Source organism: Microbacterium sp. NPDC058345 (assembly GCF_042723855.1).
GTDB lineage: Bacteria > Actinomycetota > Actinomycetes > Actinomycetales > Microbacteriaceae > Microbacterium.
Map to the genome: position 1 here is coordinate 667864 of NZ_JBHXIG010000001.1, position 25374 is coordinate 693237.

Below are 25374 nucleotides of genomic sequence, written 5' to 3' on the forward strand. Positions count from 1 at the left end.
TCACGCTCCGTCCCAGGCGCTCACCACGGCCAGCGCATCGCGCGTCGCGGCGACGTCATGCACCCGCACCGCCCACGCACCGGCTCGGGCTGCGAGCACGCTCGTCACCGCGGTGGCGAGGTCGCGGCGGCGTTCGGCGTCCTCCTCGGCCCTCGCATCCAGCACCTCCGCCAGGAAGCGCTTGCGCGACGTGCCGACGAGCACCCGGTGCCCGAGGGCGGTGATCTCGTCGAGGCCGCGCAGCACCTCCCAGTTCTGCTGTCCCGACTTCGCGAAGCCGATGCCGGGGTCGACGATCAGCCGAGAGGGCGCGATGCCGGCGGCGGCCGCCGCCGAGACGCGTTCCCGAAGCTCGCCGGCCACCTCGCGGGCGACGCGCCCGTACTGCGCGTGGGCGTACATGTCGCTGGACGGCCCGCGCCAGTGGCCGATCGCGAAGTCGGCGTCGGAGGCGGCGACGGCCGCCAGCATCCCGTCGTCGGCGAGACCGCCGGAGACGTCGTTGACGATCCGCGCTCCGGCTCGCACCGCCTCCGCAGCCGTGGCGGCGTTGAGGGTGTCGATCGACACCGGGATGCCGTCGGCCGAGAGCGCTTCGACGACGGGCAGCACTCGGCGCTGCTCCTCGTCGGCCGACACCCTTTCCGCACCGGGACGCGTGGATTCGCCGCCGACGTCGATGACCGCGGCGCCCTGAGCGCGCAGCATCCGGGCGCGGGCGATCGCCGTGTCGGCGTCCATGTAGCGACCGCCGTCGCTGAACGAGTCGGGGGTGACGTTGAGGATGCCCCAGATCGCCGTCACCGCACGGCCCCCGGAGTCGCCGGGCCGGTGCCGATCAGCGCGATCAGCTCGGCGCGCGCCGTGGCGTCGCTGAACTCGCCGCGTGCGGAGATCGTGAGGGTCGACGCCTCGGGCTGCCGTCCGCCGCGCATGGTGACGCAGCCGTGCACGGCGTCGAGCACCACGAGCACACCGCGGGTGTCGAGATGATCGGCGATCGCGTCCGCGATCTGCTCGCCGAGCCGCTCCTGCACCTGCGGGCGCGCGGCGAGGATCTCCACGACCTTCACCAGCGCGCCGAGACCGACCACCTGCTCGCCGGGCAGGTACGCGATGTGCGCGTGCCCCGCGAACGGCAGCAGGTGATGCTCGCACACCGAGCGGAACCGGATGTCGCGCAGCAGCACCGCACCCGACGGCAGCGTGTCGGGCGCGGGTCCGCGGGAGACGCTGATGGTCCGCGCCAGCGGCCCGGCCGGGTCTTCGCTGACGCCGGCGAAGAACTCGCCGTACAGCTCGGCCATGCGGCTCGGTGTCTGCCGCAGCCCCGGCCGATCCGGGTCCTCGCCGATCGCCTCGAGCAACTCTCGGGTGAGCCGTTCGACGCGTGCCTTGTCGACAGTCACGTCAGGCCGTCGCCGGTCGCGCCTGCCCGCCGGCCGCCTGCGCGCCCGAACGGCGTGCGCTTCCGGTCTGCGCGGATGTCTGTGCCGCGATCCCCTGGTCGGAGCGGCGGGGAACCTCGACGGGCGGCAGCGCCGACACCGGACGCTCGTCGCTGGAGAGCCACTGCGGGCGCTCGGGCAGCTTGCGCACGTCGGTGAAGATCTCGGCGATCTGGTTGTGGTCGAGCGTCTCCTGCTCGAGCAGCGCCAGCGCGAGGCGGTCGAGGACGTCGCGGTTCTCGCTGAGCACCTGGTACGCCTCGTTGTGCGCCTGCTCGATGAGCGCCCGCACCTCGACGTCGACGCGCTCGGCGATCGTCTCGGAGTACTCGCGTCCGCGGCCCATGTCGCGGCCGGCGAACGGCTCTCCGCCCTCGGAGCCGAGCTTGACGGGGCCGAGCGCGGTGGTCATGCCGTACTCGATGACCATCTTGCGGGCGATGCTCGTCGCCTTCTCGATGTCGTTCGAGGCGCCGGTGGTCGGGTCGTGGAAGACGATCTCCTCCGCCACGCGACCGCCCATGGCGTAGGTCAGCTGGTCCTGCAGTTCGTTGCGGGTGACCGAGTACTTGTCGTCCAGGGGCAGCACCATCGTGTAGCCGAGGGCCTTGCCGCGCGGCAGGATGGTGATCTTCGTCACCGGATCGGTGTGGTTCATCGCCGCGGCGGCGAGGGCGTGGCCGCCCTCGTGGTACGCGGTGATGAGCTTCTCCTTGTCCTTCATCACCCGGGTGCGCCGCTGCGGCCCGGCGATGACACGGTCGATCGCCTCGTCGAGCGCGCGGTTGTCGATCAGCTGCGCGTTGGAGCGGGCGGTGAGCAGCGCGGCCTCGTTGAGCACGTTCGCGAGGTCGGCGCCGGTGAACCCGGGGGTCTTGCGCGCGACGACCTCGAGGTCGACCGACTGCGAGAGCGGCTTGCCCTTGGCGTGCACCTCGAGGATCTTCTGCCGGCCCTTGAGGTCCGGGGCATCCACCCCGATCTGGCGGTCGAAGCGACCGGGGCGCAGCAGCGCCGGGTCGAGGATGTCGGGGCGGTTGGTCGCCGCGATGACGATCACGTTCGCGTTGGGGTCGAAGCCGTCCATCTCGACGAGCATCTGGTTCAGCGTCTGCTCGCGCTCGTCGTTGCCGCCGCCGAGCCCGGCGCCGCGGTGCCGGCCGACGGCGTCGATCTCGTCGATGAAGATGATCGCCGGGGCGTTCTCCTTGGCCTGGTTGAACAGGTCGCGCACGCGGGATGCGCCGACGCCGACGAACATCTCGACGAAGTCGGAACCCGATATCGAGTAGAACGGGGCGCCCGCCTCGCCGGCGACCGCACGGGCGAGCAGTGTCTTTCCGGTTCCGGGAGGGCCGTACAGCAGCACGCCCTTCGGGATGCGAGCGCCGATCGCCTGGAACTTCGCCGGGTCCTGCAGGAACTCCTTGATCTCGTGCAGCTCCTCGATGGCCTCGTCGGCGCCGGCGACATCGGCGAAGGTGACCGTCGGGGTCTCCTTGCTGACGAGTTTGGCCTTCGACTTGCCGAACTGCATGACCTTGCTGCCACCGCCCTGCATGGAGGACAGCAGCCACCAGAACAGCAGACCCAGCAGCACCAGGGGAAGCAGCAGTGAGAGGAAGCCGTCGAACCAGGTGGCCCTGGGCACGACGTCGTTGAACTGGTCCTTCGGCTCGGAGGCGTCGATCGCCTGCACGACCTGCTCGGCGCGCGCCTGCACATAGTAGAACTGCACGCTCTCGGCGCCCTCGTACGGCTTCGAGAGGGTCATGTCGACGCGCTGGTCGCCGTCGGTGTTGATCACCTTGGTGACGCTGGTGCCCTCGAGCAGCTTCAGCCCCTCCTGGGTGGTGATCTGCTTGGGCGCATTGAGGTTCGAGATCAGCAGGAAGCCGCCGAACAGCAGAACACCGATCAACGCGATGTAGATCAGCGGACTCCGGGAGATCTTCTTGACATCCATGATGCGTTCAGCGTACCGCCCGCACCTGAGGCGCCCGCTGTGCGTTCACCGACGGCGTACGCCCGCGTCAGGAGTACACGTGAGGCGCGAGAACGGCCACGTCGCGCAGGTTGCGGTAGCTCTCGGCGTAGTCGAGTCCGTATCCGACGACGAACTCGTTGGGGATGTCGAAGCCGACGTACTTGCAGTCGATCTCGACCTTCGCCGCCTCGGGCTTGCGCAGCAGAGCGAGCACCTCGAGCGATTCGGCGCCGCGGGATTCGAAGTTCTCGAGCAGCCAGCTGAGGGTGAGCCCGGAGTCGATGATGTCCTCGACGATCAGCACGTGCCGGCCGTTGAGGTCGGTGTCGAGGTCTTTGCGGATCTGCACGACGCCGCTCGACTTCGTGCTGGCGCCGTAGCTCGACACGGCCATCCAGTCCATCGGGGCGTCCATCGGAAGGGCACGGGCGAAGTCGGCCATGACCATCACCGCGCCCTTGAGCACGCCGACCAGCAGCAGGTTCTTGCCCGCATAGTCGGCGGCCACCCGGGCGGCCAGCTCGTCGAGCTTGGCGCGGATCTCCTCCTCGGTGACGAGGATCTGGGCGAGGTCTTCGGGGATGTCCGCTGCACGCATGGATCGATTTTAGGCGACGGTTTCGGATGCTCCTTCTCAGCGGCCTGCTCGGCGGCGGGAAGCAGCCACGCACCGCCGGTGAGGGGTCAAGACCTGCGGCATCCGCGGGCTCTGATCGAACGCTTTCCGACCCCTCAGCGTCAGTTTGTGCGGGCGTGCGGGCGCGGGGGTGAGCGCACGGGCGTGAGCGCGCGGGCGCGAGCGCGAGCGCGGGGGTCAGCGGGCGGTGAAGACGATGCGGCCCCCACGACGCTGTGCGGAGCATCCGGGCAGGTCGATCGGGCCCTGACCGGACCAGTCGGTCGCGAGACGCGCGACCTCGAGCGTCTGCGTGCGGCTGAGACCCACTCCGAACTCGCTGTCGACGACGAGGCGGATGATGCGGTTGCGCAGCGCCGCGGGATTCGCGGCGAGCGCGGCGGCGCTCACCGAGATGCCGGCTTCGGCGTGCTCGACGATGTCCTCGATGGTCTCGTGGATCATCTCCTCGAACGCCTCGGCGTCCTCGCGCAGCTGCTCGGCCGTGCGCGCGAGTGCCTCGGCGATGCCGGGGCCGAGCTCATCCTCGAGCACCGGGAGCACCCGCTTGCGCACGCGGACGCGCGCGTAGCGCGCGTCGAGGTTGTGCGGGTCGTCCCACGCGTCGATTCCGGATGCCGCGCAGAACGCGCGCGTGGTCGTGCGGCGCACTCCGAGCAGCGGCCGCAGCCACCGCGAGCCGTCATCGTCCTCACGTGCGGGAGCCATGCCCTGCAGGCTGGCCGCGCCCGATCCGCGGGCGAGGCCGAGCAGCACGGTCTCGGCCTGGTCGTCGAGGGTGTGTCCGAGAAGCACCGCGTCGGCCCCCTCTTCGGCGGCGCACCGTCGCAGCGCCGCATAGCGGGCATCGCGCGCGGCGGCCTCCGGGCCGTCGGGATGCCGCGGATCGACGACGACGGACAGCACCCGAGCCGGCACGCCGTGGGCGCCGGCCTGTTCGGCCGCACGCTGCGCGACCGCATCCGAACCGTCCTGAAGACCGTGGTCGACCACCGCGGCGACCACCCGGATGCTCGTCTTGGCCGCCTCGAACGCGGCGGCCACGGTGAGGGCGAGCGAGTCCGCGCCGCCGGAGAGGGCGCTGACCACGGTCGCGCCCTCGGGAAGGTCGGCGAGTGCGGCACGCACCGCCAGGCGGACCTCGGCGACGGCGGGGTTCAGGGAAGGCACCCCTCCACGCTAGCGCTCCGGTCCGGGCCGCTTCCTACCGCGCCGACCAGCCGCCGTCCATCGTGTAGCTCGCTCCGGTCACCATCGACGCCTCGTCGCTCGCCAGCCACGCCACCAGCGACGCCACCTCGGCCGGCTCGACGAGCCGCTTGATGGCGCTCTCGGTGAGCATGATCCGCTCGAGCACCTCGGCCTCGGGGATGCCGTGGACGCGCGCCTGATCGGCCAGTTGCCTCTCCACCAGGGGCGTGCGGACGTAGCCGGGGTTGACGCAGTTGCTCGTGACGCCGTGCTCGCCGCCCTCCAGCGCGGTGACCTTCGACAGACCCTCCAACCCGTGCTTCGCCGTGACATAGGCGACCTTGTACGGCGAGGCGCGCAGCCCGTGCACCGACGAGACGTTGATGATCCGCCCGAATCCCCGCGTGTACATGTGCGGCAGCGCTGCGCGGATCAACAGGAACGGCACCTCGAGCATGAGGGTCAGGATGCGGCGGAACTCGGGCGGGTCGAAGTCCTGGATCGGGCTGACATGCTGGATCCCCGCGTTGTTCACCAGGATGTCGACGTCGGCGAGCTCCGCTGCCAACCGCTCATCGACGAGGGCTGCGGGATCCAGCAGGTCGACGGCCCACGCCGATCCGCCGACCTCCTCGGCCACCGCGGCGCAACCGGCGGCGTCGCTGTCGGCCACGACCACGTGGGCACCACGGGCGGCGAGCGCCTGCGCGACGGCCCGCCCGATACCGCCGGCACCACCCGTGACGAGCGCGCGCCTGCCGGACAGCGGCTCCCCGCCGGAGGTCACTGGGCGACCTTCGCCGGCCTCAGACCGTGCCGGCGGGCATCCGCTTCGTCGATGTCGAGCAGTGACACACCCCGGGTCTCCTTCAACGTGATGACGGCGACGGCGGTGACGGCGCAGGCGGCAGCCACGTACACGGCCACGGGAAGCCACGTGCCGAAGTCCTGCAGCAGCGCGGTCGCGATGATCGGGGCCATCGAGCCCGCGACGATCGAGGTCACCTGGTACCCCAGCGAGACGCCCGAGTAGCGCATCCGGGTGGGGAACATCTCGGCCATGATGGCCGGCTGACCGGCGTACATGAGCGCGTGGAAGCAGAGGCCGACCGTGACGGCCGCGATGATGAGGAACGGGTTCAGCGTGTCGAACATCGGGAAGGCGAAGAACGGCCAGGTGGCGCCGAGCACCGCGCCGGCGAGGTACACCGGCTTGCGGCCGAAGGCGTCGGAGAGACGGCCGACCTGCGGGATGACGACGAAGTGGATGGCGTGGGCCACCAGCAGTGCCAGCAGCAGCTGACTGGTGTCGTACGCGTGCACCGTCTTCAGGTACACGATCGTGAAGGACACGATGATGTAGTACAGGATGTTCTCGGCGAAGCGCAGACCCATCGCACCGAAGATGCCTCGCGGGTAGCGCTTGACGACCTCGAGGACTCCGTAGGCGGCTGCCTTCTCGGCCTCGACCTGCGCGCGGGCCTCGAGGAAGATCGGCGCCTCGCTGACGTGCGTGCGGATGTAATAGCCGATGATCACCACGATCGCCGACGCCCAGAACGCCACCCGCCAGCCCCAGCCCTGGAACTGCTCGGCGGGAAGAATCCACGACATGCCGAGCAGGATCAGTGTGGCCAGCAGGTTGCCCACCGGAACGGCGGCCTGCGGCCAGCTCGCCCAGAAGCCTCGGGACCTGTTCGGGCTGTGCTCGGCGACGAGCAGAACCGCTCCACCCCATTCGCCGCCGACGGCGAAGCCCTGGATGAAGCGCAGCAGCACGAGCAGCGCCGGCGCCCAGTAGCCGATGGCGTTGAAGCCGGGCAGGCAGCCCATCAGGAAGGTGGCGACGCCGACCAGGATGATCGTGACCTGCAGGGTGTGCTTGCGACCCAGCCGGTCGCCGATCTGCCCGAAGACGATGCCGCCGAGCGGCCGCGCGATGAATCCGACGGCGTACGTGAGGAACGCCGCGATGATGCCGTCGAGCTCGGTGCCGGCGTCGGGGAAGAAGAAGGTGCCGAAGATCAGCGAGGCGGCGGTGGCGTAGAGGAAGAACTCGTACCACTCCACCACCGTGCCCACCATCGAGGCGGCCACGATCCTCTTCAGACCGGACGCTTCCTGCTGCGGGGCGGCTGCCGTGTTGCTGTCGCTCATTGATGCACTCCTTCGTGTGACGCGATGTCCTCGTCGACATCAGACCGGCGGGCGGTGGCCACGGCTCGGCTCCCGTCAGTATGGACAGCCACCCTACTGTGCGACAATGATCAGTCCGGCAGAGGTTGTGTGCAGAATTGCAGATATGACGACAGACATCGGCATCCCGGCGGCCAGTCCGGACGATCTTCTGGTGCTGCTCGCGGTCGCGCGCGCCGGGCGCTTCACGACAGCGGGCGAGGCGCTGGGGCTGAATCACACCACGGTCTCGCGGCGGATCGCCGCACTGGAGACCGCCCTCGGCGGGCGCGTGCTCGCCCGCAGCGCGGGCGGCTGGGAGCTGACCGACCTCGGGCGGCGCGCCGTGCGCGCCGCCGAGGACGTGGAAGGCGCGATGGCGTCGATCCGCGAGGACGACGCGGAGGCGGATCAGATCGCCGGCGTCGTGCGGATCTCCGCCACGGACGGGTTCAGCGCGTTCGTCGTCGCGCCCGCGGTCGCAGACCTGCGGCGACGGCATCCACGGCTCAGCGTGGAGATCGTGAACGTGACCCGTCGCGCTCTGCAGCATCGCTCGGGACTGGACATGGAGGTGGTCGTCGGTGAGCCGCAGGTGCACCGCGCCGAGGCGATCCGGCTCGGCGACTACACCCTGGGCATGTACGCCGCCCGCGGGTATCTCGATGAGTTCGGTGCACCCGGCAGCATCGCGGAGCTGCGCGAGCATCCGCTGGTGTACTTCGTCGACTCGATGCTGCAGGTCGACGACCTCGACGCGCCGCGGCGCCTGGTGCCCGAGATGCGCGACTCACTGAGCTCCACCAACGTCTTCGTGCATGTCGAGGCGACGCGTGCGGGTGCCGGAATCGGATTCCTGCCCTGCTTCCTGGCCGACGGCCATCCCGACCTGGTGCGACTTCTGCCGGAGCAGTTCGCCGAGCGGCTTCCGTACTGGCTCGTGCTGCGCCCGGACTCCCTGCGCCAGCCCGCCGTCGCCGCCGTGGCCGACGCGCTGCGTCGCCGCACGACGGCCGTGCAGGACGAGCTGCTGGGTCTCGTCCCGCCCGGGCATCCCTACCGTGGCGCGGCAGGGGTGCACGGTCGTACCCTGGGGCGGTGAGCGAGCGGACCGCAGCGACGCGATTCGCGCCGGAGCGCTTCACGGCGTTCGCCGACGCGGTGATCGCCATCGCCATGACGCTGCTGATCCTGCCGTTGCTGGAGTCGGTGACGGATGCCGCAGCGCAGGGCCTGGGCACGGCGGAGTTCCTGCGCGAGACGTCGGGGCAGCTGCTCAGCTTCGCTCTGAGCTTCGTGCTGATCGCGGCGTTCTGGATGGAGCATCATCGGACGTACCGTGAGGTGTCGGCGATCACGCCCGCGCTGCTGTGGATCAACGTCGCCTGGCTGCTGACCATCGTGTGGCTGCCCGTGCCGACGGCGATGTTGGGGCAGATGCCGACGGATGCGGCGCAGGCCGCGGTCTACATCGGCACCTTGATCGTGACCCAGATGGTCACGCTGGTGGCGAAGCTCTACCTGCTGCGCCACCCGGACCTCACCGACATCCCGGCCGAGGCGCTTCGAAGGGGCGTCGCGGGAGACGCCGCCGCCGGCATCCTGTTCGTCATCGCGCTCGTCGTGGCGGCGTGGGTGCATCCGATCGGCTACGCAGGACTGCTGCTTCTCGTGCTGGTCGGCCCCCTGCAGAGGTGGCTCCTCCGACTGCGCAGGTAGGCTGGTGCGCGGCATCCACCGTTCATTTCCAAGGAGCACACGCATGGGCGCACACGACGCCGTCATCGAAATCCCGCGCGGAAGCCGCGTGAAGTACGAAGTCGACCACGAGACCGGTCGCGTCCACCTCGACCGGGTGCTGTACACGACGTTCGGGTATCCGGCCGACTACGGCTACTTCGACAACACGCTCGGCGAGGACGGCGACCCGCTGGACGTGCTCGTGCTGCTCGACCACACCATCTTCCCCGGCGTCGTGGTGAACGTGCGCCCGGTGGCCGTGCTGAAGATGAGCGATGAGGCGGGCGGCGACGACAAACTGGTCGCCGTGCTGTCGAAGGATCCGCGGTGGCAGCACATCCAGGACATCGGCGACCTGCCCGAGTACACCAAGAAGGAGATCGAGCACTTCTTCGAGCACTATAAGGACCTCGAGCCCAACAAGTGGGTCAAGGTCGACGCGTGGGGCGACGCCGCCGAGGCGCAGCGCATCCTCGACGAGGCGATCGAGCGCTTCGGCTCCGAGGGCCACTGACCGTCAGCGGATACACGAAACCCCCGGTTCGCGCCGGGGGTTTCGTGTGTCTGAGAAGACTGTCGCGATCAGAGGGCGCCGCGCGCGGCGAGCCAGTTGTACGGATTCGTCGTTCCGCCGCCGGACGGATAGACCTCGAAGTGCAGGTGGCAGCCGAAGGAGTTGCCGGTGTTGCCCGCGTAGCCGATGACCTGCCCCGCGCGCACCGACTGGCCGTAGCGCACCGCGATGCGCGACATGTGACCGTAGCCCGTGCCGACGCCGCCACCGTGGCGCAGCTTGACGTAGTTGCCGAAGCCGCCGTTGTAGCCCGCGTAGACGACCGTGCCCGACGAGGCGGCGAAGATCGCGGCGCCGCATCCGTTGGCGAAGTCGAGGCCGAGGTGCCACCGCGACGAGCAGTAGCCGTTGGTGCACTGCTGACCGCGCGGGCCGTACCCCGATGAGATGCGACCACCGTGCGGGCGGACCCAGCCGCTTCCGCCGCCGCCGCCACCACCGCCGCCTCCGCCACCGCCGCCGCCCTGGTTGTTCTTCGCGGCTTCTTCAGCGGCCCTTCGGGCGGCCTCTTCGGCAGCCTTGCGGCGACGCTCCTCCTCCGCCTTGCGGATGCGCTCGCCCTCCTGGTACGCGGCGACCGTCTTGGCCGTCGAGTCCTTGAGCGCGGCGAGCTGCGCCTCCAGCGTCGAGAGGTTCTCCTGCTTCGCGGCGAGCGCGGCCTGAGCGGCCTCAGCGGCCTCCTGCGCCTTGACCATCTTCTCTTCGGCGAGCTTCTGCAGGCGGTCTCGCTCGTCGCGCGCCGCCTTGGCCTGATCGGTCAGCGACTGGGCCTGATCACGGGCCGCGACCGCGTTGTCGTACACGGTGCGGTTGTACTCGAGCAGCTTGTCCATGCCGCCGAGGCGGGCGAGCAGACTGTCGGCACCTTCGGCCGAGCCGGAGAAGAAGAGCTCGAGTGCGGTCTCATCGCCGCCGTTGCGATACAGCTGCGTCGCGACCTGTCCGGCTTTGAGGGCGGTCTCATCGGCGACCTTCGCTTGAGCCTGGGCCTGCTCCTCGAGCTCGGCGGCCACCGCCGCCTGCTCGTGGTACGCCTGCTGCGCCTCGTAGAACTCGTCGCCGGCGGCTTTCGCCGCAGCCTCCTTGGCTGCCACATCGGCGGTGAGACGCTGGATGAGTCCCTGGATGCGCGTGATCTCGGCGCCCTTGGCCGCTTCGCTCGCCTTGGCGCGCTTGACGTCTTCCCAGCTCGGGTAGTCGGCGGCGTACGCGGCGTTGATTCCCGACGAGACGCTGAGAGCGCCGACACCGAGCGCACCGAGTGCGCCGACCGTGAGGGCGACGCGCCGGCTCACGGCGGCAGAAGGCCAGAGCGCGCGGCGCTCGGCGGGCGTGGGTGCGCATCCGCAGGCCTCGGATGCTGCGCGAGCATCCGTACTCAGATCGTTCACACGGCCCCTTCCGCCGGGATTCACAGAAGTAACAGTAACAACATTCGTCACATCTGCAACAGGTCAGGGTGCACGCGCGGGCACACGTGGTTCTCCCATGGTGCGCCCGAAACGCCCGGGATGGAAGCAGGCTCGCCCTCGATTTCGTTTTCCGCCGACGAATCCCTTATGCTTGAGCGTCGGCAAGGGAAACCCCCGGGGATCCCTTCGGCCCCATCGTTTAGCGGCCTAGGACGCCGCCCTTTCACGGCGGTAGCACGGGTTCGAATCCCGTTGGGGTCACTCGGTCGGATACAATTGAAAAGTTATGGCCCTGTAGCGCAGTTGGTTAGCGTGCCGCCCTGTCACGGCGGAGGTCGCGGGTTCAAGTCCCGTCAGGGTCGCTCCCAGCGACGAGCCTTCTTTCGAGGAGGCTCGTTGTGTAGGACGCGACAGCATCGCCGTCGCGCGGCTCTGTAGCTCAGTTGGTAGAGCGTTCGACTGAAAATCGAAAGGTCACCGGATCGATGCCGGTCGGAGCCACACGGATGATCATTACAGTCATCCCAGAAACCCTCGCCTAGCTTCTACATGGCGGGGGTTTTGCTTTCGCCGCGTTGGACACCCACGGCGACTGATCTCCCCGACGACAGCACGGAAGAGTGGCTGCAGCGCGTCGCGGGGGTCAGCACCCAGCTGGCGGATCGCCCGGCGGATATTCGCGCTCTCCTGACCGCGTATGGCCAGTCCGTCGCCGATCCGCGACCTGAGCTCTCAGCACGTTGCTCTGAACGAGCGACATCGGCGTAGGTGGCGACGTCGCTCACTCAGCGGCAGCCGACGGCTTGACGACACGATAGCGGAGGTGGGCTTCGCTCGCGTACGCCGACGTTTCCAGCCGTTCGAGCTCGACGCGCTGCCCCAGGCCCGTGAACAGAGGGATGCCGTCGCCGAGCAGCACGGGTGCAACATCAAGGTGCAGTTCATCGACGAGCCCGAGCCGCAGACATTGCCGCGAGATGCTTCCGCCGAGCAGGCTGACCCACCCGTCACCGGCGGACTGCGCGGCCAGCGCAACCGCTTCAGAGATGTCGTCGACGACGAAGGTATAGGTGGTGCCGCCGCGCTCGATCGGCTCACGGGCGCTGTGGGTCATGAGGTAGACCGGCACCTTCAGCATGCCGCCATAGGGGAGCTCGTCGTCCTCGATGGTCTGAGAACGGTTCGCGCCTCCGACGACTGCTCCGATCCGACTCATGACCCGCTCCACGACGAAGTCGTCTTCGGGATCAGAAGGTCTGCCGAACATCCAGTCGACCGAACCGTCCTGGTCGGCCAGAAACCCGTCGAGGGTGATGGTTGCGTGGACGATCACTGTGGCCACGGTGCACTCCTTGGAGATAGTAGTGAGCCAGACGACTCACCACTATCACCGTAGAGGCACCCAAAGAGGTGAGTCAACCCACTCATGTCTATGGGATAATGGCAATGTGACACGCGGACGCTCCTCGTACCATCGCGAGATCGCCGCGACGAAACGTGAATCGATGCTCGTCGCGGCCACCCAGCTGTTTCTGGAGGACGGCTACGATCGCACGTCGCTGGCGAGCATCGCTCAGCACGCGGGCGTATCGAGGGCAACGCTCTTCAAGCAGTTTCCGACCAAGGCGGCGCTGTTCGAAGCGGCAGTGCTCGCGGCAGGCAGCTCGCAGGTCCCGGAGCCCGTCGACGTCCGTGCGGATGACTTCTCCGCCAGTCTCGTAACGCTCGGACGGGCCTACGCAGAGCTGCTGACCCGGCCTGAGATGGCGGCACTGATGCGCACGGTGATCGCCGAATCCCCGCGGTTCCCCGAGCTGCGGGAACGCACCTTCGACTTCGGCACCCTGCCTGTGCTCGCAGCGCTGGGGCGCTACCTCCGCGATGCGCATGCAGCAGGGGTCGCCGAGATCGACGACCCGGAGATGGCGTCCGCGCAGTTCCTCGGCATGATCGCATCGTCGATTTTTTGGCCACGCCTCATGCATGGCACCTGGTCGATCACCGACGATGAGCAGGAGCTGGTCATCGCGGGAGCCGCGCGGACCATCGCCGCCCGCTACGCCACTCCCTGACGAGGGGTACGTAGCCGGGACGAGAACGACGATGACTGCGCGTCTGGAGCCGCGAGTGACCACCGCCCTTGCGATTTCGCAGCCCCACATGCTCCGTAAGAGTGGTGAGGGCTGTGACGCGCGGACCGACTTCATCGACGGGCGGTCGACGGACCGCCGATGCGGATCTGGCAGCGAAGGCCGTACGGGGGCGCTCCACATTGGCCTTGGCCGACGCTCGCGACCGGTCAGGGGATGATGGACGGATGCAGGTCGGCACGGCATCCACGCGTCTCGTCATCCTCCGCGGAGACTCCGCGTCGGGCAAGACGACGACCGCGCTCGCGCTGCGGCCGCTGCTCGGACCGCGCACGGCTCTCATCCACCAGGATCATTTCCGGCGCGAGCTGCTCGAGAATCCCGACCGGTTCCAGCGCGCCCGAGACGCCAGCCTCCTCATCATCGGCGCCGCGCGCCAGTCCCTCGATCTCGGCTACGACGTGATCCTGGACGGCATCTTCAATCTGCGCGACTACGCCGAACCGCTCGATGCGCTCGCGCGCGATCACCGCGGCACCACACGCGTCTACCAGTTCGACGTCGGCCTCGACGAGACGATCCGGCGTCACGAGCGGCGTCCGCTGCGCGCCGCCTTCGGGCCCGACAAACTGCGCGAGTGGCACGACGGGTGGCAGCCGCTGCCCGAAACACCCGAGACACGGGTAAGCGCGAGCGTCACGACCGACGCATTGGTCTCACGCATCCTGCGAGACCTGCGAGGCTGATTCCGACGGCGGCGGAAAGTTCACACCGACGTCGCCCCCGCCTTCCGACCTCGGGATCAATGGCCGTGTCCGTGACCGCTCGCGACCCGGATCGGCGGCACCAGCCAGCGTGCTGCCAGCGCCATCGCGCCCGTCGCGACTGCAACGATCACGAAGGCACGGCTGAAGTCTGCCGCAGACGCGGTCAGGATGCTTCCGACGACAGCCGAGACGCCCGCGACTCCCATCGCGCCGCCCAGCTCGTGTCCGGTGTTCACGATGCCGCTGGCGGATCCGGTGTCTGTGGGGCTCACCGCGGACATGGTGGTGGACGTCGCGACGACGAAGAGCGGACCGAGACCCGCGGAGGCGAAGATCAGTCCGCCGACGACGATCCACCCACTTTCTGCCTGCCACCACACCAGTGACAGGAGGGCGGCGCCGCCGCTCGCGACGAGGAAGGACCCGATGGCCACCTCTCGCGCGCCATGTGTGGCGATCAAGCGTGTGGAGAGATGAGCGGACGCGAGAATCGTCAGCGCCGCCGGAAGGAAGGCGATGCCCGTCCACAACGGCGTGCCGCCCAGGCCGATCTGCAGGTACGCAGATGCCAGGTAGTACAGAGACAGCATGCCGCCCGTCGCGGCGATCATCACCAAGAGCCCGGCGACGACAGACCGTCGGCGCAGGACTCGAGGAGGAATGAGCGGCGAGACGGCCCGACGCGATGCGACGACGAACCCGAACGCCGCGACGAGTGCGACTGCCGCGCTGATCGCGACCTCCGTCCACCGCTCGGGCATTTCGGCGAGTGCCGTGATCGCGTAGACGACCGCCCCGACGATGAGCGTGGCCAACACGCCTCCGACGACGTCAACCCGCCCTCGGTCGCCGTCGCTCGCGCGTGGCACGAGCACGACGATGAAGGGCGCGACCACGAGGCCGGTCACGACATTGATCGCGAAGATCGACTGCCATCCCAGGCTATTCGTCAGCACCCCACCGACGATGAGACCTGCGGCGAATCCACTGCTCGCGACTCCCGCCCACGCTGCGAGGGCACGCAGCCGCCCGTGACCGTTGAAGCTCCTCGTGAGGCTGGACAGCGCCGCCGGCGACATCAGTGCCGCGCCCACCCCTTGCAACACCCGGCCCAGCAACAGCATCGACTCGTCGGCTGACGCGGCACACAGCGCGGAGCTCGCGACGAAGATGATCAGACCAAGGACGAGCATGAACCGCTGCCCATAGGCGTCGGCGAGCCGGCCGCCGAGCAGCATCAGACCGCCGAACGCGACGACGTAGGCGTTGATCACCCACGGAGTGGCCAGTGCGGAGAGCTGCAGATCCGCGGCGATCGACGGCAGGGCGACGTTCACCACCGTCACGTCGAGAACAAGCATGAACTGCACCAGGCAGAGGACGGCCAGCAGTGTGCGGGCTCGCCTGCGAGGCAGCGCGCGTCGATCCGCCGGTGGTGCGTCTGTCGAGTCATGGACGGGATGGCTCATCGCGTACTCCTATCGTGAACGTTTGTTCACGATAGTCTCACGCAGCAGTCCGCGCAAGCGACCACTCAACGCGACTCGCGATGTGGTTATGGTTGCTACCGAGCGACCAGCCGGTGAACATCGGCAGAGCACGAATCCGGGGGTTCCACAGTTGCCTGCACGACGAACGCCCGATGAGACGGAAGCGCTGCGAACGACCTTGCTCGACTCCGCCGCATCCCTCGTGAAGCGAGAGGGCGCGAGATCTCTCACGATGCGAGCGCTCGCTCTCGAAGCGAAGTGCGCAGTCGGACTGCCGTACAAGATCTTCGACAGTCGCGATGCACTGCTCGCGCAGCTGGTCACCAGAGAACTGGCCGCCCTCAGCAATCAACTCCGCGCCTGGAGCCGGAAGGCGGGCACTCGCACCGTCGGCGAGAACCTCGACGAGTTCGCCACGCTGCTCCTCGAATCCGATACCCCGGCACTGGTCCACGCCAATGCCGATGGCGACGAAGGATTCCTGCGTCTCGTCGACGAACTGTCTCGGGCAACGGGACTGACAGACACGTTCCAGACCGTACTGGCCGACTACCTTGCGAAAGAGCAGAGACAGCGTCGCATCGGACCCGATGTCGACGTTGACGCCGTCGCCTTCTTCGTGCTGGGCGCTGTCCACAATCTCACCACCGCCGGAAGCGCCTTTCCTGTCCCGTCCAGAGCGACACTCACCCGGTACTTGCGAAGCATCGCGGAGTTGAGCGCGGGCTGACCGCGGATGCCGCGCATCTTTGCCGATGAGACTCCGCGTCGGGCACGACGACGACCGCGCCGGCCTCGCACGCCTGAGCGTCTGACACCACCGCGCCGCCACCCGGGCGTGGCGGAGTGGGTGCTGCCCGGCATCCCCCGCTCGCCCAGGGGGAGCAGCATGCGCGCCGTCGTCTACGACGATCGACCGCTTTCCGGACGAGTCGGCCTCTGCGACGAAGATGTGCATCGGGCACGCCGAGAACGGGTCTCATCACTTTGATGAGCGTCAGCCAGTGCTCTGTAGTTTTGGTGACCGGAGGTGAGAAGTACTCCAACGACTTCGTCTACACCTGAGTAGGGACGCTTTTCGCATCCTTCCGCGCTGACGACATCCTCTAGGCCGGCAAGCCGGATACCATCACCGGTGAGCGCGACGCACAATGGAGCGCAATGCCGGGGACACAAGAGTTCAACAGGCAGTTCACCACAGGCGGTGCCACCGAGAACTCAGGGGGACCAGCCGACGTCCAAACCAAAGCCGACGTGGGATCAGGCGGATGGACAGCCCCACAGAGTCGCCAGCACCCGATCTTCACGTTCGAAGGAGCACGGTCCAGATGGTGTCCGAAAAAACTCGCGAACACCATCTCCGCTTTCTGCGCGGTGGATATAGATTCTTGGCCTCACCCACAGGGGTTGGCGCTGTGATCCTCGCTATGGCCTTCGGAATGTTCTTGCTTCAGCCCTGGGGATGGGTCATTTCGGCCGCTCTCGTGTGGCTCTCCCCGAGATGGACCACGAAAACGAAGGCAGTCGTGACAGCGATTGTTCCCGCAGCGATCTTGATCACCCTGTTGATGACCTCGCCACTTCTCGCGATCCCTGTCGGATACGCGGCGTTCGTCATTCTCGCTGCCCCCGTGGCCAGTGCTGTGGTTCTGTGGTCCAACGTGGTGCGCGGATAGACCACCTCTGGATCACGCGGTGAGACCACGGAATCAAACGGCGGTCTCCGAGGAACGTCGGGCGTCTCGGCCGAGTTGGTGCAATGCTCACCATTGCACCACCACCCCGGCGTGGAAGAGTGGATGCTGCCCGGCATCCACCGCTCGCCCAGGAGGAACAGCATGCGCGCCGTCGTCTACGACCGCTTCTCGAAGAACCTCGACGATCTGGAGGTGCGAGAGGTCGACGAACCGAAGCTGCCGCCCGCGTCGGTGCTGATCGAGGTGCGCGCCGCCGGCGTGAACCCCGTCGACTGGAAGCTCATGGCCGGCGGCCTCGACGCCCTCTTCCCCACCCGGTTCCCGGTGATCCCGGGCTGGGATGTCGCCGGCGTCGTGATCGGCGTGGGAATGGACACACCGGAGTTCCGGATCGGCGACGAGGTGATGGCGTACGCCCGCAAGGACGTGCTGAGCGACGGCACGTTCGCGGAGCGGGTCGCGGTGCCGGTGCGCGCGGTGACGCACAAGCCGGCATCTCTCAGGTGGGAGCAGGCGGCCGCGCTCCCCCTCGCCGGCGGCACCGCGCTGCGCGCGATCGACGCTCTCGGCGACCTCGACGGTCGCACTGTTCTCATTCACGCCGCGGCCGGAGGCGTCGGAGGTTTCGCCGTGCAGATCGCGACCGCGCGCGGCGCACGCGTGATCGGCACGGCCTCCGAGCACAACCATGACTACCTGCGCGAGCTCGGCGCCGAGCCGACCACCTACGGCGACGGCCTCGCCGATCGCGTGCGAGCCCTCGCCGGAGGCCCCGTCGACGCGGTCGCCGACTTCGCCGGCGGGCAGCTGCAGACCACCCTGGCCGTGCTGCGCTCCGGCGGTTCGCATGTGTCGGTGGCCGATTCCTCCGTCACCGAGCACGGCGGCCGCCACATCTGGGTGCGTCCCGACGGAGAAGAGACCGCTCGCCTGGCCGCCATGGCCGACGACGGCGCTCTGCGTGTGGAGATCGCCGATCGCTTCCCCCTCGATGGCGTCTCGGATGCCTTCCGCGCGAGCAGCACCCGCCACCAGCGCGGCAAGCTCGTCATCGTGCCGTGAACCGCCGCGCGCACACCGCCCAACGCACACACCGCCCGCTGCGCACACCGACCGCACACCGTCTCCGCCACGCCGACCGCTCGTAGCAGAGCGCCGCAGCCGCCGTCAACGCCTGGAATCCCTGACGCGCCCCCACGCAGACTGAGCGTCGGGGAGGTCGAGAACGCAGGAGGCCACGATGTCGCAGGATCAAGAGCACCGTTACACGTTGAATCAGGTCTCACCGGATGACTGGGTCATCTTCGACACCTCACTGTCGGACGACACGCACCGCCTGGTCGCCTGCGTGAGCGAGCACGACGGCTTCGTCGAGGTGCGCTGGTTCCGCGACGTCGCGTTGCCGAACCGGTTCCTCAGCCGTAAGGAGGCGCTGACCGCGTTGACCGCCGCCGACCGCGAACCCGCGCTCGCTCTGCACTGATACGGTTGCAGACCGTCCCGCCCCGCGGGTCTCATCGTCTGCCGACCCCCTGGGGATCATGCCCGCCGAACGTCGCAAACGGCTGCTCGCCACCGTGCACCGCGTCATCCGCACCGACCCGTCACGGGTCGCTCCGACGCAGGTGCTGCCCATCATCGACGATGCAGTCGCGGCGAAAATCCTCGACCTGGCGATGCGCATCGGCGACGCCATGTTCGCGGTCGGCGCTTCAGCGCATGAGGTCACGTTCGCGATCGTCCGCATCACCGACGCCTATCACCTGCACGGCGTTCAGGTCGACGTCACCTACAACGCGATCACCGCCGCGTACCACCGCGGCCACGACGCCACCCCTATCACCCTGCTGCGCGTGGTGCGCGCGGCATCCCCCGATCATGCCAAGCTGCAGCGCCTTCAGGCACTCACCCTCGACATCGTCGACGGGCTCGAGCTCGACGCCGCCCATGCGGCCTTCCGGGTCATCCGCCGCACGCCGTTCCTGTACCGCTCGTCGGTCGTGGTGGTGTCGCGCGCGCTGCTCGCCGTGGGCGTCGCGCTCCTGTTCGACGCCTCCCCCGTCATCATCCTGCTCAGCTTCGTCGCCGCCCTCTGCGCCGCTCTGGCGCAGGCCGGCCTCGCGCGTCTGCGCGTTCCTTCGTTCTTCAGCCAGATCGCCGGCGCTTTCGTCACCACGATCGTCGCTCTCGTCGTCGCCGCACTGGGCACCGCGGGCATCGATCCCTTCGTCGGCATCCGCCCGTCGATCATCGTCGCCTCCGGCATCGTGCTGATGCTCGCGGGCCTCACCGTCGTCGGCGCCGCGCAGGACGCGATCGACGGGTTCGCTCTCACCGCGGGAGGCCGCATCCTCGACCTCACGATGCAGACCATCGGCGTCGTGCTCGGCATCCTCATCGGGCTCGAGTTCGCGCGCGTGCTGGGATTCGGCATCACGACGCCCATCGACGCGATCCCGTTCGGACCGCTGCCCGTGCAACTCGGCGGTGCGGCGATCGTCGCCGTCGCGGTCGCGCTGTTCAACGGCGCGGGCCTCAGAATCATCATCGTCAGCGCGGTGCTGGGTCTGATCGCGATCGCCGGCTACAACGGCATGCTGCAGCTCAGCGTGCACGAGTCCGGTGCGAGCGCGGTGGGGGCTCTGCTGGCGAGCTTCGCCGGCATCCTCGTCGCCCACCGGCTGCACGTGCCGTCCGTCGCCGTCACCACGGCGGCCATCGTGCCGCTGGTGCCGGGTCTGGCCGTCTTCCGCGGCCTGCTCGGGCTGATGCAGTCCGACGGCACCACCGACGGGCTGCTGATCGGCATCGGTCCCCTGGTCCTCGCCGCATCCATCGGCATCGCACTGGCGGCCGGCGCGTCTCTCGGACTGTACCTGGGGACCCCGGTGCGCGCGACGCTGACGAGTGTCGCCAGGTCGCGCGCACGCGTTCGTCGCTGACGTTCGTCAGCGTTCGGCCGTGGGCTCAGACCACATCGTCGTCGACGACGCGGCCGTCGACGGTGGTGCGGTTGCGGCGCACCAGCAGCATGATGAGGCCGATCAGGAAGGCGACCGCACCCGCGCCCATGAGGATGTAGCCGATCATGTCGAGGTTCGCCCACTCGACTTCGACGTTGACCGCGAATGCGAGGATCGCGCCGATGACGAACAGGACGATTCCGGTGCCGATGGTCATCATTCACTCCGTTCGTTGCGAGGAGCCGGTCGGCTCTCGATGCGCTCCACAGTGGCCCGGCCGTCGGCGCCCGCCAATGGGGTTGACAACGCCCGCGCCGATCCGGGCGGGAAAAGCCCGGCTAGCGCACCATTCCACGGCCATCGGCCGGCTTGCGCAGCACCAGCACGACCACGATCGCCACGAGGATCACGGCGGTCAGCGTGACGGGAACGGGCAGCACCGGGTCGAGCAGCACCAGCACGGCACCGGTCGGCACGACCGTGTTGACCACGCGATCGGCGGTGCGGCGGATGGCGACGAACCAGATCGCGAGCAGGAACACCGCGATCGGCACGCTGGCGGTCAGCGACGCGACCATCGGCGGCAGAGTGGTGTGCCCGGTGAGCTCGTCGATCTGCACTTCGACACCCGCCGAGAACGCGGCGGCCGCCGCGAACACGAAGTAGTGCATGTAGCCGTAGGTGAACGATGTGCGCGCCGTGGTGATGGCGGTGTGGTGCGGTGGCCAGAAGTAGATCCACCACATCGCCGCCGCCGAGACGAGGGTCACGGCGGCGATCCAGATCAGCGGACCCAGAGTGCTGACCTCCTCGCGGGCGCCGATGATGGCGGTGGCGGACGCGAGCAGACTCTCGCCGAGCACGATGAGGGTGAACAGGCTGTAGCGCTCGGTGATGTGGTGCGGATGCCACGGCGTCGCCTGCGCCCGCTCCGCGATGATCGGCACGGTGATCTCGGCGAGCATCAGCACGACGAACACGATCAGCCGCACAGCATCCGGCACGAACAGGAACCCGATCCACAGCGCCTGCACGGCCGCGATTCCGGCGGCGTAGGCGCGCGCGGTGCGGCGCAGAGCGGCATCCGACCGCGACGCGCGCAGCCATTGCACGATCATGGCCATGCGCATCACCACGTAGGCGATCACCACGATCGTGAAGTCGGGCTCGTGTTCGTCGAAGACCGGGCCGATGCCGGCCGCCAGCACGACGACTCCGCCCATCTGCACGATCGTGATCACCCGGTAGAGCCAGTCGTCCACCGCGAAGGACGTCGCGAACCAGGTGAAGTTCATCCACGCCCACCAGATGGCGAAGAACACCATCAGATACGACACGATGCCGGATGCGGCGTGCCCCGCCGACAGCGCATGGTGCAGCTCGCTCGACGCGATGCTCACCGCGATCACGAAGACGAGGTCGAAGAACAGCTCCAGCGGACTGGCGGCGCGATGCGGCTCGCCGGGATCGCGCGGCCGCATCCGACCGAGCCGGAATCGCGTCTCCGCGAGGTTCTCGTTCACCGCGTCAGGATAGCGCCACGCGCCGGTGCGGCATCAGAGCTCGCCGGGCCGCATCGCCTCGGCGTCGATCGCGCGGATGATGCGCTGCGCGGCGGTGTCGACCGGCGGCTCCCCCACGGTCTGCTCCTCCTCCCGGTGTCGACGCGGCGCGTAGACGACGAGCGCGTGGAACAGGAAGCGCGCGAAGAACGCGACGAGCAGCGAGATCGCCGTCGCGATGACGCTGGAGATGTGCCACGTCTCGACCATGAGGGCCATCACCGGAATGCGCAGCGCCGCCTCGACGCCGTTGAACGAGACGGATGCCGCGAAGCGCACCCACAGCCGTGACGCGTCGCCGCGCACGTCGCCGAAGACGAACCGCTCCTGCAGGATGAAGTTGCCGATGATCGTGGCGGCCGCGCCGATGATGGCGGCGAGCACGTAATCCATGCCGACGTGGGTGAGCGCCCACATGATGCCGATGTTCGCGATCGCGCCGATGGCGCCGATCAGCGCGAACAGGCTCATCTTTCCGAATCGCAGCCGGGTGAGGTGCAGCGCGAACGTCGCACCCTGCCGCAGGCCGGCCTTGGAGTCGCCGTGTCGCCGTTCGCCGAACGTCATCGGCACCTCGGCGATGCGCAGCTCGTCACTCGCCCCGCCGCGCACCAGGATCTCGAGCAGGATCTTGAACCCCTGCGGGCGCAGGTCGCCGAGCTCGATGCGGGAACGATCGATGAGGAAGTACCCCGTCATCGGGTCGGTGCTGCGCCACAGCCGGCGGGGGAACATCGCCTTGGTGAGCCACGTCGCCGCCCGTGACACCCCGAAGCGCAGCGTCGTTCCGAGGCCCGCCGAGTCGCCGCCGCCGATGTAGCGTGACGCCGCCACGACATCGGCACCGCCCTGCGCGAACCGGTCGATCATCGCCGTGAGCAGCTCGGGCGGATGCTGCAGGTCGCCGTCCATCACGACGCACACGTCGTTCACCGCCTGCGCGAGTCCCTCGGCCACGGCGCCGCCGAGGCCACCGGTGTTGTGATCGCGGTGCACGGCACGCACGGTGAGCGGGGCGGATGCCGCGACGCGCGCGATCTCGTCCATCGTGCCGTCGGAGCTGTCGTCGACGAACAGGATCTCGGCGGTGCGGCCACGGAGCGCGGCGGCGATGCGCGCGACGAGCTCGGCGATGTTGGCCCGTTCGTTGAACGTGGGCACGATGACGGTGACGGGAGGGGTCACGACGGATGCTGCGCTCACCTGCTCCCCTTCCGTGATCGGCGATCTGGCGCGGCATCCATCGTGTCATCTTTCCGTGAGCACCGAATCCACTCCGCGCGGACCGGCTCGGGCGGCTAAGGTGGCACGGGCCCAGGAAAGACCGGTCGACGAGACGACGAGGACACATGACCCTGCTCAGACATCCTGCGAACTGGTGGCGCGAGAACCGCCTGCCGCTGCTCGCAGGCATCACCGCACTGCTCACCCTGCTGCTCAGCGTCGGCGGCGCCGTCGGCGTCGCGAACGCCGCCACGAAGGCGGAAGGCGTCGAAGGGCAGACCTTCACGATCGCCACCGACACCACCTGGGCTCCCTTCGAGTTCCAGCGCGACGGCGAACTGCGCGGCATCGACATCGATCTCATCCGCGCGGTCGCCGAAGACCAGGGCTTCGAGGTGAAGATCGACGTGCTCGGCTTCGACGGCGCGCTCGCCGCCGTCACCGCTGGCCAGGCGGATGCCGTCATGGCCGGGATGTCGATCACCACGGAACGCAAGAAGACCTTCGACTTCTCCAACCCGTACTTCGACTCCGGTATCCAGATGGCGATCGCCGCAGACGACGAGACGATCACGGGCTACGAGGACCTCGCCGGCAAGACGGTCTCTGCCAAGACCGGCACCGAGGGCTACGCGTTCGCCGAGGAGCTCGGCAAGGAGTACGGGTTCACGGTCACCGGCTTCCAGGACGCCGCCGACGCCTACAGCGACGTCACGGCGGGCAACTCCGCGGCCACGTTCGACGACTACCCGATCCTCGCCTACGGCATCGCGACCGGCAACGTCGATCTGAAGACGGTCACCGAGCAGGAGAAGGCATCCAGCTACGGCATGGCGGTGAAGAAGGGTGAGAACGAAGAGCTCCGCACGGCGTTCAACGAGGGCCTGAAGAACCTCATCGAAGACGGCACCTACCAGGAGATCCTCGACGACTACCTCGGCGACGACGCACCGGAGGCGACGACGATCGGCGAGGGCAAGGCCGTCCTCGGCAACGAGAAGCTCGATGTCGGCAAGCCGGGCGAGCTGCCGAAGAACCCGAACTTCGCGACCGACACGCCGGTCACCAACGGCACCTTCACGATCGCGACCGACACGACGTTCGCGCCGTTCATCTACCAGCTCGACGGCACGGATGTCGGCATCGACATGGACCTGCTCAAGGCCATCGCCGCCAACCAGGGATTCGAGGTCGAGGTGAAGACCCTCGGTTTCGATGCGGCGCTGCAGGCCGTGCAGGCCGGACAGGCCGACGGTGTGATCGCCGGCATGAGCATCACCGACGAGCGCAGGAACGTGTTCGACTTCTCCGACCCGTACTACGAGTCGGGCGTGCAGATGGCGGTGGCACAGGACAGTGACATCACCGCATACGAAGACCTCGCGGGCAAGACCGTGGCGGTCAAGACCGGCACGGTCGGCTACGACTTCGCGGAGCAGCTCGGATCCGAGATCGGCTTCGAGATCAACGCCTTCCAGGACTCGGCCGACATGTACAACGACGTCGCCACGGGCAACTCGGCGGCGACCTTCGAAGACGCGCCGGTGCTGCAGTTCGGCATCGCCTCGGGCAACGTGCCGCTGCAGATCGTGACCGATCCCGAGCCGGGCGCCGACTACGGCTTCGCAGTGCTGAAGGGTCAGAACCCCGAGCTGCTGGAGATGTTCAACGCAGGGTTGAAGAACGCGAAGGACAGCGGCGCGTACCAGATGATCGTCGATCGCTACCTGGGGATCGATGACGCCGCGGCATCCGACAACTCCTTCTGGTCACTGCTGCAGACCTCGTTCTCCCCGCTCCTGCAGGGTCTGGGCCTCACCCTGCTCGCCACCGCGCTGGCGATCGTCTTCGCCATGGCGCTGGGCATCCTGTTCGGCATCCTGAAGCTGTCGACCAACCCGTTCCTCCGCGGGCTGGCGGGAGCGTATGTCAACATCTTCCGCGGCACTCCGGTGCTGGTGCAGGCGTTCTTCTTCTACTTCGGTGTGCCGGCCGTCACCGGTCAGCCCCTCGATGCGCTGACCGCCGGTGTGATCACGCTGTCGCTGAACGCCGGCGCGTACATCACCGAGATCGTCCGCGGCGGTGTGCAGTCGGTCGACCCGGGCCAGATGGAGGCCTCCCGCTCGCTCGGCCTCGGCTGGGGCGCCTCGATGCGGCGCGTCGTGATGCCGCAGGCGTTCAAGATCATGACGCCCAACCTCATCAACCAGTTCATCATCACCCTGAAGGACACGTCGCTGCTGTCGGTGCTCGGCTTCGCCGAGCTGACCTACCAGGGCCGCATCGTGATCGCCTCGACGTTCCGCTCGTTCGAGATCTGGATCATCGTCGGCGCGATGTACTTCATCGTGATCTGGCTGCTCACGGTGCTGTCGAACTGGTTCGACCGCAAGTTCAACAAGTAGGGGATGAGC

23 protein-coding genes and 3 tRNA genes are annotated in these 25374 nt (G+C 68.2%); 13 read left to right on the top strand and 13 right to left on the bottom strand.

Annotated elements, in window-relative coordinates:
* The 7 genes from folP to ACFWH5_RS03300 form a co-directional block, all read right to left on the bottom strand.
* Positions 1–804, bottom strand: coding sequence for a dihydropteroate synthase (gene folP, locus ACFWH5_RS03270; protein ID WP_378831720.1), 804 nt, complete (start codon positions 802–804; stop codon positions 1–3).
* Positions 801–1409: a GTP cyclohydrolase I gene (gene folE / locus ACFWH5_RS03275; protein WP_378831722.1), complete on the bottom strand. Its 609-nt coding sequence runs from the start codon at positions 1407–1409 to the stop codon at positions 801–803. The genes folP and folE overlap by 4 nt, the downstream gene beginning before the upstream one ends.
* 1 nt (position 1410) lies before the next feature.
* Positions 1411–3414 carry an ATP-dependent zinc metalloprotease FtsH gene (ftsH, locus tag ACFWH5_RS03280; protein WP_378831725.1) on the bottom strand — a complete coding sequence of 668 codons (2004 nt, stop codon included), beginning with the start codon at positions 3412–3414 and terminating at the stop codon, positions 1411–1413.
* A 67-nt stretch (positions 3415–3481) separates the two neighbouring features.
* Positions 3482–4033: a hypoxanthine phosphoribosyltransferase gene (gene hpt / locus ACFWH5_RS03285; protein WP_378831728.1), complete on the bottom strand. Its 552-nt coding sequence runs from the start codon at positions 4031–4033 to the stop codon at positions 3482–3484.
* 216 nt (positions 4034–4249) lie between these two features.
* Positions 4250–5242, bottom strand: a complete 993-nt coding sequence (gene tilS, locus ACFWH5_RS03290; protein WP_378831731.1) for a tRNA lysidine(34) synthetase TilS — start codon at positions 5240–5242, stop codon at positions 4250–4252.
* Between the two features lie 34 nt (positions 5243–5276).
* A complete protein-coding gene (locus ACFWH5_RS03295) occupies positions 5277–6050 on the bottom strand; it encodes a 3-hydroxybutyrate dehydrogenase (RefSeq protein WP_378831733.1) in 774 nt (257 codons plus the stop codon).
* Positions 6047–7420: an MFS transporter gene (locus ACFWH5_RS03300; RefSeq protein WP_378831735.1), complete on the bottom strand. Its 1374-nt coding sequence runs from the start codon at positions 7418–7420 to the stop codon at positions 6047–6049. Before ACFWH5_RS03300 ends, ACFWH5_RS03295 begins: the two co-directional genes overlap by 4 nt.
* A gap of 145 nt (positions 7421–7565) precedes the next feature.
* Between ACFWH5_RS03300 and ACFWH5_RS03305 the strand changes: the two genes are divergently transcribed.
* The 3 genes from ACFWH5_RS03305 to ppa are packed head-to-tail and all read left to right on the top strand — an operon-like array spanning position 7566 to position 9692.
* Positions 7566–8540 carry a LysR family transcriptional regulator gene (locus tag ACFWH5_RS03305; RefSeq protein WP_378831738.1) on the top strand — a complete coding sequence of 325 codons (975 nt, stop codon included), beginning with the start codon at positions 7566–7568 and terminating at the stop codon, positions 8538–8540.
* A complete protein-coding gene (locus ACFWH5_RS03310; protein ID WP_378831740.1) occupies positions 8537–9157 on the top strand; it encodes a TMEM175 family protein in 621 nt (206 codons plus the stop codon). Before ACFWH5_RS03305 ends, ACFWH5_RS03310 begins: the two co-directional genes overlap by 4 nt.
* 43 nt (positions 9158–9200) lie before the next feature.
* Positions 9201–9692: an inorganic diphosphatase gene (ppa, locus tag ACFWH5_RS03315; RefSeq protein ID WP_378831743.1), complete on the top strand. Its 492-nt coding sequence runs from the start codon at positions 9201–9203 to the stop codon at positions 9690–9692.
* Positions 9693–9760: 68 nt separating this feature from the next.
* Here ppa and ACFWH5_RS03320 read toward each other — a convergent pair whose 3' ends face one another.
* Complete coding sequence (locus ACFWH5_RS03320) at positions 9761–11143, bottom strand: peptidoglycan DD-metalloendopeptidase family protein (RefSeq protein ID WP_378831745.1); 1383 nt, start codon at positions 11141–11143, stop codon at positions 9761–9763.
* 209 nt (positions 11144–11352) lie between these two features.
* Between ACFWH5_RS03320 and ACFWH5_RS03325 the strand changes: the two genes are divergently transcribed.
* The 3 genes from ACFWH5_RS03325 to ACFWH5_RS03335 all read left to right on the top strand — a co-directional run bounded on the left by ACFWH5_RS03325 (position 11353) and on the right by ACFWH5_RS03335 (position 11665).
* Positions 11353–11425: transfer RNA gene (locus ACFWH5_RS03325), tRNA-Glu, on the top strand.
* A 27-nt stretch (positions 11426–11452) separates the two neighbouring features.
* Positions 11453–11526: transfer RNA gene (locus ACFWH5_RS03330), tRNA-Asp, on the top strand.
* A gap of 66 nt (positions 11527–11592) precedes the next feature.
* Positions 11593–11665, top strand: a tRNA-Phe gene (locus ACFWH5_RS03335).
* A gap of 280 nt (positions 11666–11945) precedes the next feature.
* On the opposite strand, the gene ACFWH5_RS03340 is transcribed toward ACFWH5_RS03335, so the two are convergent.
* Positions 11946–12506, bottom strand: coding sequence for a dihydrofolate reductase family protein (locus tag ACFWH5_RS03340; RefSeq protein ID WP_378831748.1), 561 nt, complete (start codon positions 12504–12506; stop codon positions 11946–11948).
* Positions 12507–12612: 106 nt separating this feature from the next.
* On the opposite strand from ACFWH5_RS03340, the gene ACFWH5_RS03345 reads away from it, so the two are divergent.
* Together ACFWH5_RS03345 and ACFWH5_RS03350 are read left to right on the top strand one after the other, a co-directional pair.
* The gene (locus tag ACFWH5_RS03345) at positions 12613–13236 is read left to right on the top strand and encodes a TetR/AcrR family transcriptional regulator (RefSeq protein WP_378831749.1); all 624 of its coding nucleotides are present in this window, start codon (positions 12613–12615) and stop codon (positions 13234–13236) included.
* 245 nt (positions 13237–13481) lie between these two features.
* Positions 13482–14000: an AAA family ATPase gene (locus ACFWH5_RS03350; RefSeq protein WP_378831750.1), complete on the top strand. Its 519-nt coding sequence runs from the start codon at positions 13482–13484 to the stop codon at positions 13998–14000.
* A gap of 56 nt (positions 14001–14056) precedes the next feature.
* Here the strand turns inward: ACFWH5_RS03350 and ACFWH5_RS03355 are convergent, their stop codons facing one another.
* Positions 14057–15490: an MFS transporter gene (locus tag ACFWH5_RS03355; protein WP_378831753.1), complete on the bottom strand. Its 1434-nt coding sequence runs from the start codon at positions 15488–15490 to the stop codon at positions 14057–14059.
* Positions 15491–15578: 88 nt separating this feature from the next.
* Here ACFWH5_RS03355 and ACFWH5_RS03360 point away from each other — a divergent pair, with 88 nt between their 5' ends.
* The 4 genes from ACFWH5_RS03360 to ACFWH5_RS03375 all read left to right on the top strand — a co-directional run bounded on the left by ACFWH5_RS03360 (position 15579) and on the right by ACFWH5_RS03375 (position 20150).
* Positions 15579–16241: a TetR/AcrR family transcriptional regulator gene (locus tag ACFWH5_RS03360; RefSeq protein ID WP_378831755.1), complete on the top strand. Its 663-nt coding sequence runs from the start codon at positions 15579–15581 to the stop codon at positions 16239–16241.
* A 1108-nt stretch (positions 16242–17349) separates the two neighbouring features.
* Positions 17350–18270, top strand: a complete 921-nt coding sequence (locus ACFWH5_RS03365) for an NADP-dependent oxidoreductase (protein ID WP_378831757.1) — start codon at positions 17350–17352, stop codon at positions 18268–18270.
* A 178-nt stretch (positions 18271–18448) separates the two neighbouring features.
* Positions 18449–18691 (top strand): hypothetical protein, encoded by a 243-nt coding sequence (locus tag ACFWH5_RS03370; RefSeq protein WP_378831759.1) that lies wholly within the window; start codon positions 18449–18451, stop codon positions 18689–18691.
* A 58-nt stretch (positions 18692–18749) separates the two neighbouring features.
* Positions 18750–20150, top strand: a complete 1401-nt coding sequence (locus tag ACFWH5_RS03375) for a threonine/serine exporter ThrE family protein (RefSeq protein ID WP_378831761.1) — start codon at positions 18750–18752, stop codon at positions 20148–20150.
* A 25-nt stretch (positions 20151–20175) separates the two neighbouring features.
* On the opposite strand, the gene ACFWH5_RS03380 is transcribed toward ACFWH5_RS03375, so the two are convergent.
* The 3 genes from ACFWH5_RS03380 to ACFWH5_RS03390 all read right to left on the bottom strand — a co-directional run bounded on the left by ACFWH5_RS03380 (position 20176) and on the right by ACFWH5_RS03390 (position 22936).
* On the bottom strand, positions 20176–20388 hold the full coding sequence (locus ACFWH5_RS03380) for a DUF6458 family protein (RefSeq protein ID WP_378831763.1): 213 nt from the start codon (positions 20386–20388) through the stop codon (positions 20176–20178).
* A gap of 121 nt (positions 20389–20509) precedes the next feature.
* Positions 20510–21652, bottom strand: coding sequence for a low temperature requirement protein A (locus tag ACFWH5_RS03385; protein ID WP_378833521.1), 1143 nt, complete (start codon positions 21650–21652; stop codon positions 20510–20512).
* Between the two features lie 75 nt (positions 21653–21727).
* Positions 21728–22936 (bottom strand): glycosyltransferase, encoded by a 1209-nt coding sequence (locus tag ACFWH5_RS03390; protein ID WP_378831766.1) that lies wholly within the window; start codon positions 22934–22936, stop codon positions 21728–21730.
* A gap of 146 nt (positions 22937–23082) precedes the next feature.
* On the opposite strand from ACFWH5_RS03390, the gene ACFWH5_RS03395 reads away from it, so the two are divergent.
* On the top strand, positions 23083–25365 hold the full coding sequence (locus ACFWH5_RS03395) for an ABC transporter substrate-binding protein/permease (protein WP_378831768.1): 2283 nt from the start codon (positions 23083–23085) through the stop codon (positions 25363–25365).
* Positions 25366–25374: the final 9 nt, after the last annotated feature.

Bases quoted from the DNA above. Each gene is read 5' to 3' on its own strand.
- ftsH (WP_378831725.1), bottom strand. From the start codon at position 3,414: ATGGATGTCAAGAAGATCTCCCGGAGTCCGCTGATCTACATCGCGTTG.
- hpt (WP_378831728.1), bottom strand. From the start codon at position 4,033: ATGCGTGCAGCGGACATCCCCGAAGACCTCGCCCAGATCCTCGTCACC.
- ACFWH5_RS03300 (WP_378831735.1), bottom strand. From the start codon at position 7,420: ATGAGCGACAGCAACACGGCAGCCGCCCCGCAGCAGGAAGCGTCCGGT.
- ACFWH5_RS03305 (WP_378831738.1), top strand. From the start codon at position 7,566: ATGACGACAGACATCGGCATCCCGGCGGCCAGTCCGGACGATCTTCTG.
- ppa (WP_378831743.1), top strand. From the start codon at position 9,201: ATGGGCGCACACGACGCCGTCATCGAAATCCCGCGCGGAAGCCGCGTG.
- ACFWH5_RS03350 (WP_378831750.1), top strand. From the start codon at position 13,482: ATGCAGGTCGGCACGGCATCCACGCGTCTCGTCATCCTCCGCGGAGAC.
- ACFWH5_RS03355 (WP_378831753.1), bottom strand. From the start codon at position 15,490: ATGAGCCATCCCGTCCATGACTCGACAGACGCACCACCGGCGGATCGA.
- ACFWH5_RS03360 (WP_378831755.1), top strand. From the start codon at position 15,579: ATGGTTGCTACCGAGCGACCAGCCGGTGAACATCGGCAGAGCACGAAT.
- ACFWH5_RS03365 (WP_378831757.1), top strand. From the start codon at position 17,350: ATGCGCGCCGTCGTCTACGACCGCTTCTCGAAGAACCTCGACGATCTG.
- ACFWH5_RS03370 (WP_378831759.1), top strand. From the start codon at position 18,449: ATGTCGCAGGATCAAGAGCACCGTTACACGTTGAATCAGGTCTCACCG.
- ACFWH5_RS03375 (WP_378831761.1), top strand. From the start codon at position 18,750: ATGCCCGCCGAACGTCGCAAACGGCTGCTCGCCACCGTGCACCGCGTC.
- ACFWH5_RS03380 (WP_378831763.1), bottom strand. From the start codon at position 20,388: ATGACCATCGGCACCGGAATCGTCCTGTTCGTCATCGGCGCGATCCTC.
- ACFWH5_RS03385 (WP_378833521.1), bottom strand. From the start codon at position 21,652: ATGCGGCCGCGCGATCCCGGCGAGCCGCATCGCGCCGCCAGTCCGCTG.
- ACFWH5_RS03395 (WP_378831768.1), top strand. From the start codon at position 23,083: ATGACCCTGCTCAGACATCCTGCGAACTGGTGGCGCGAGAACCGCCTG.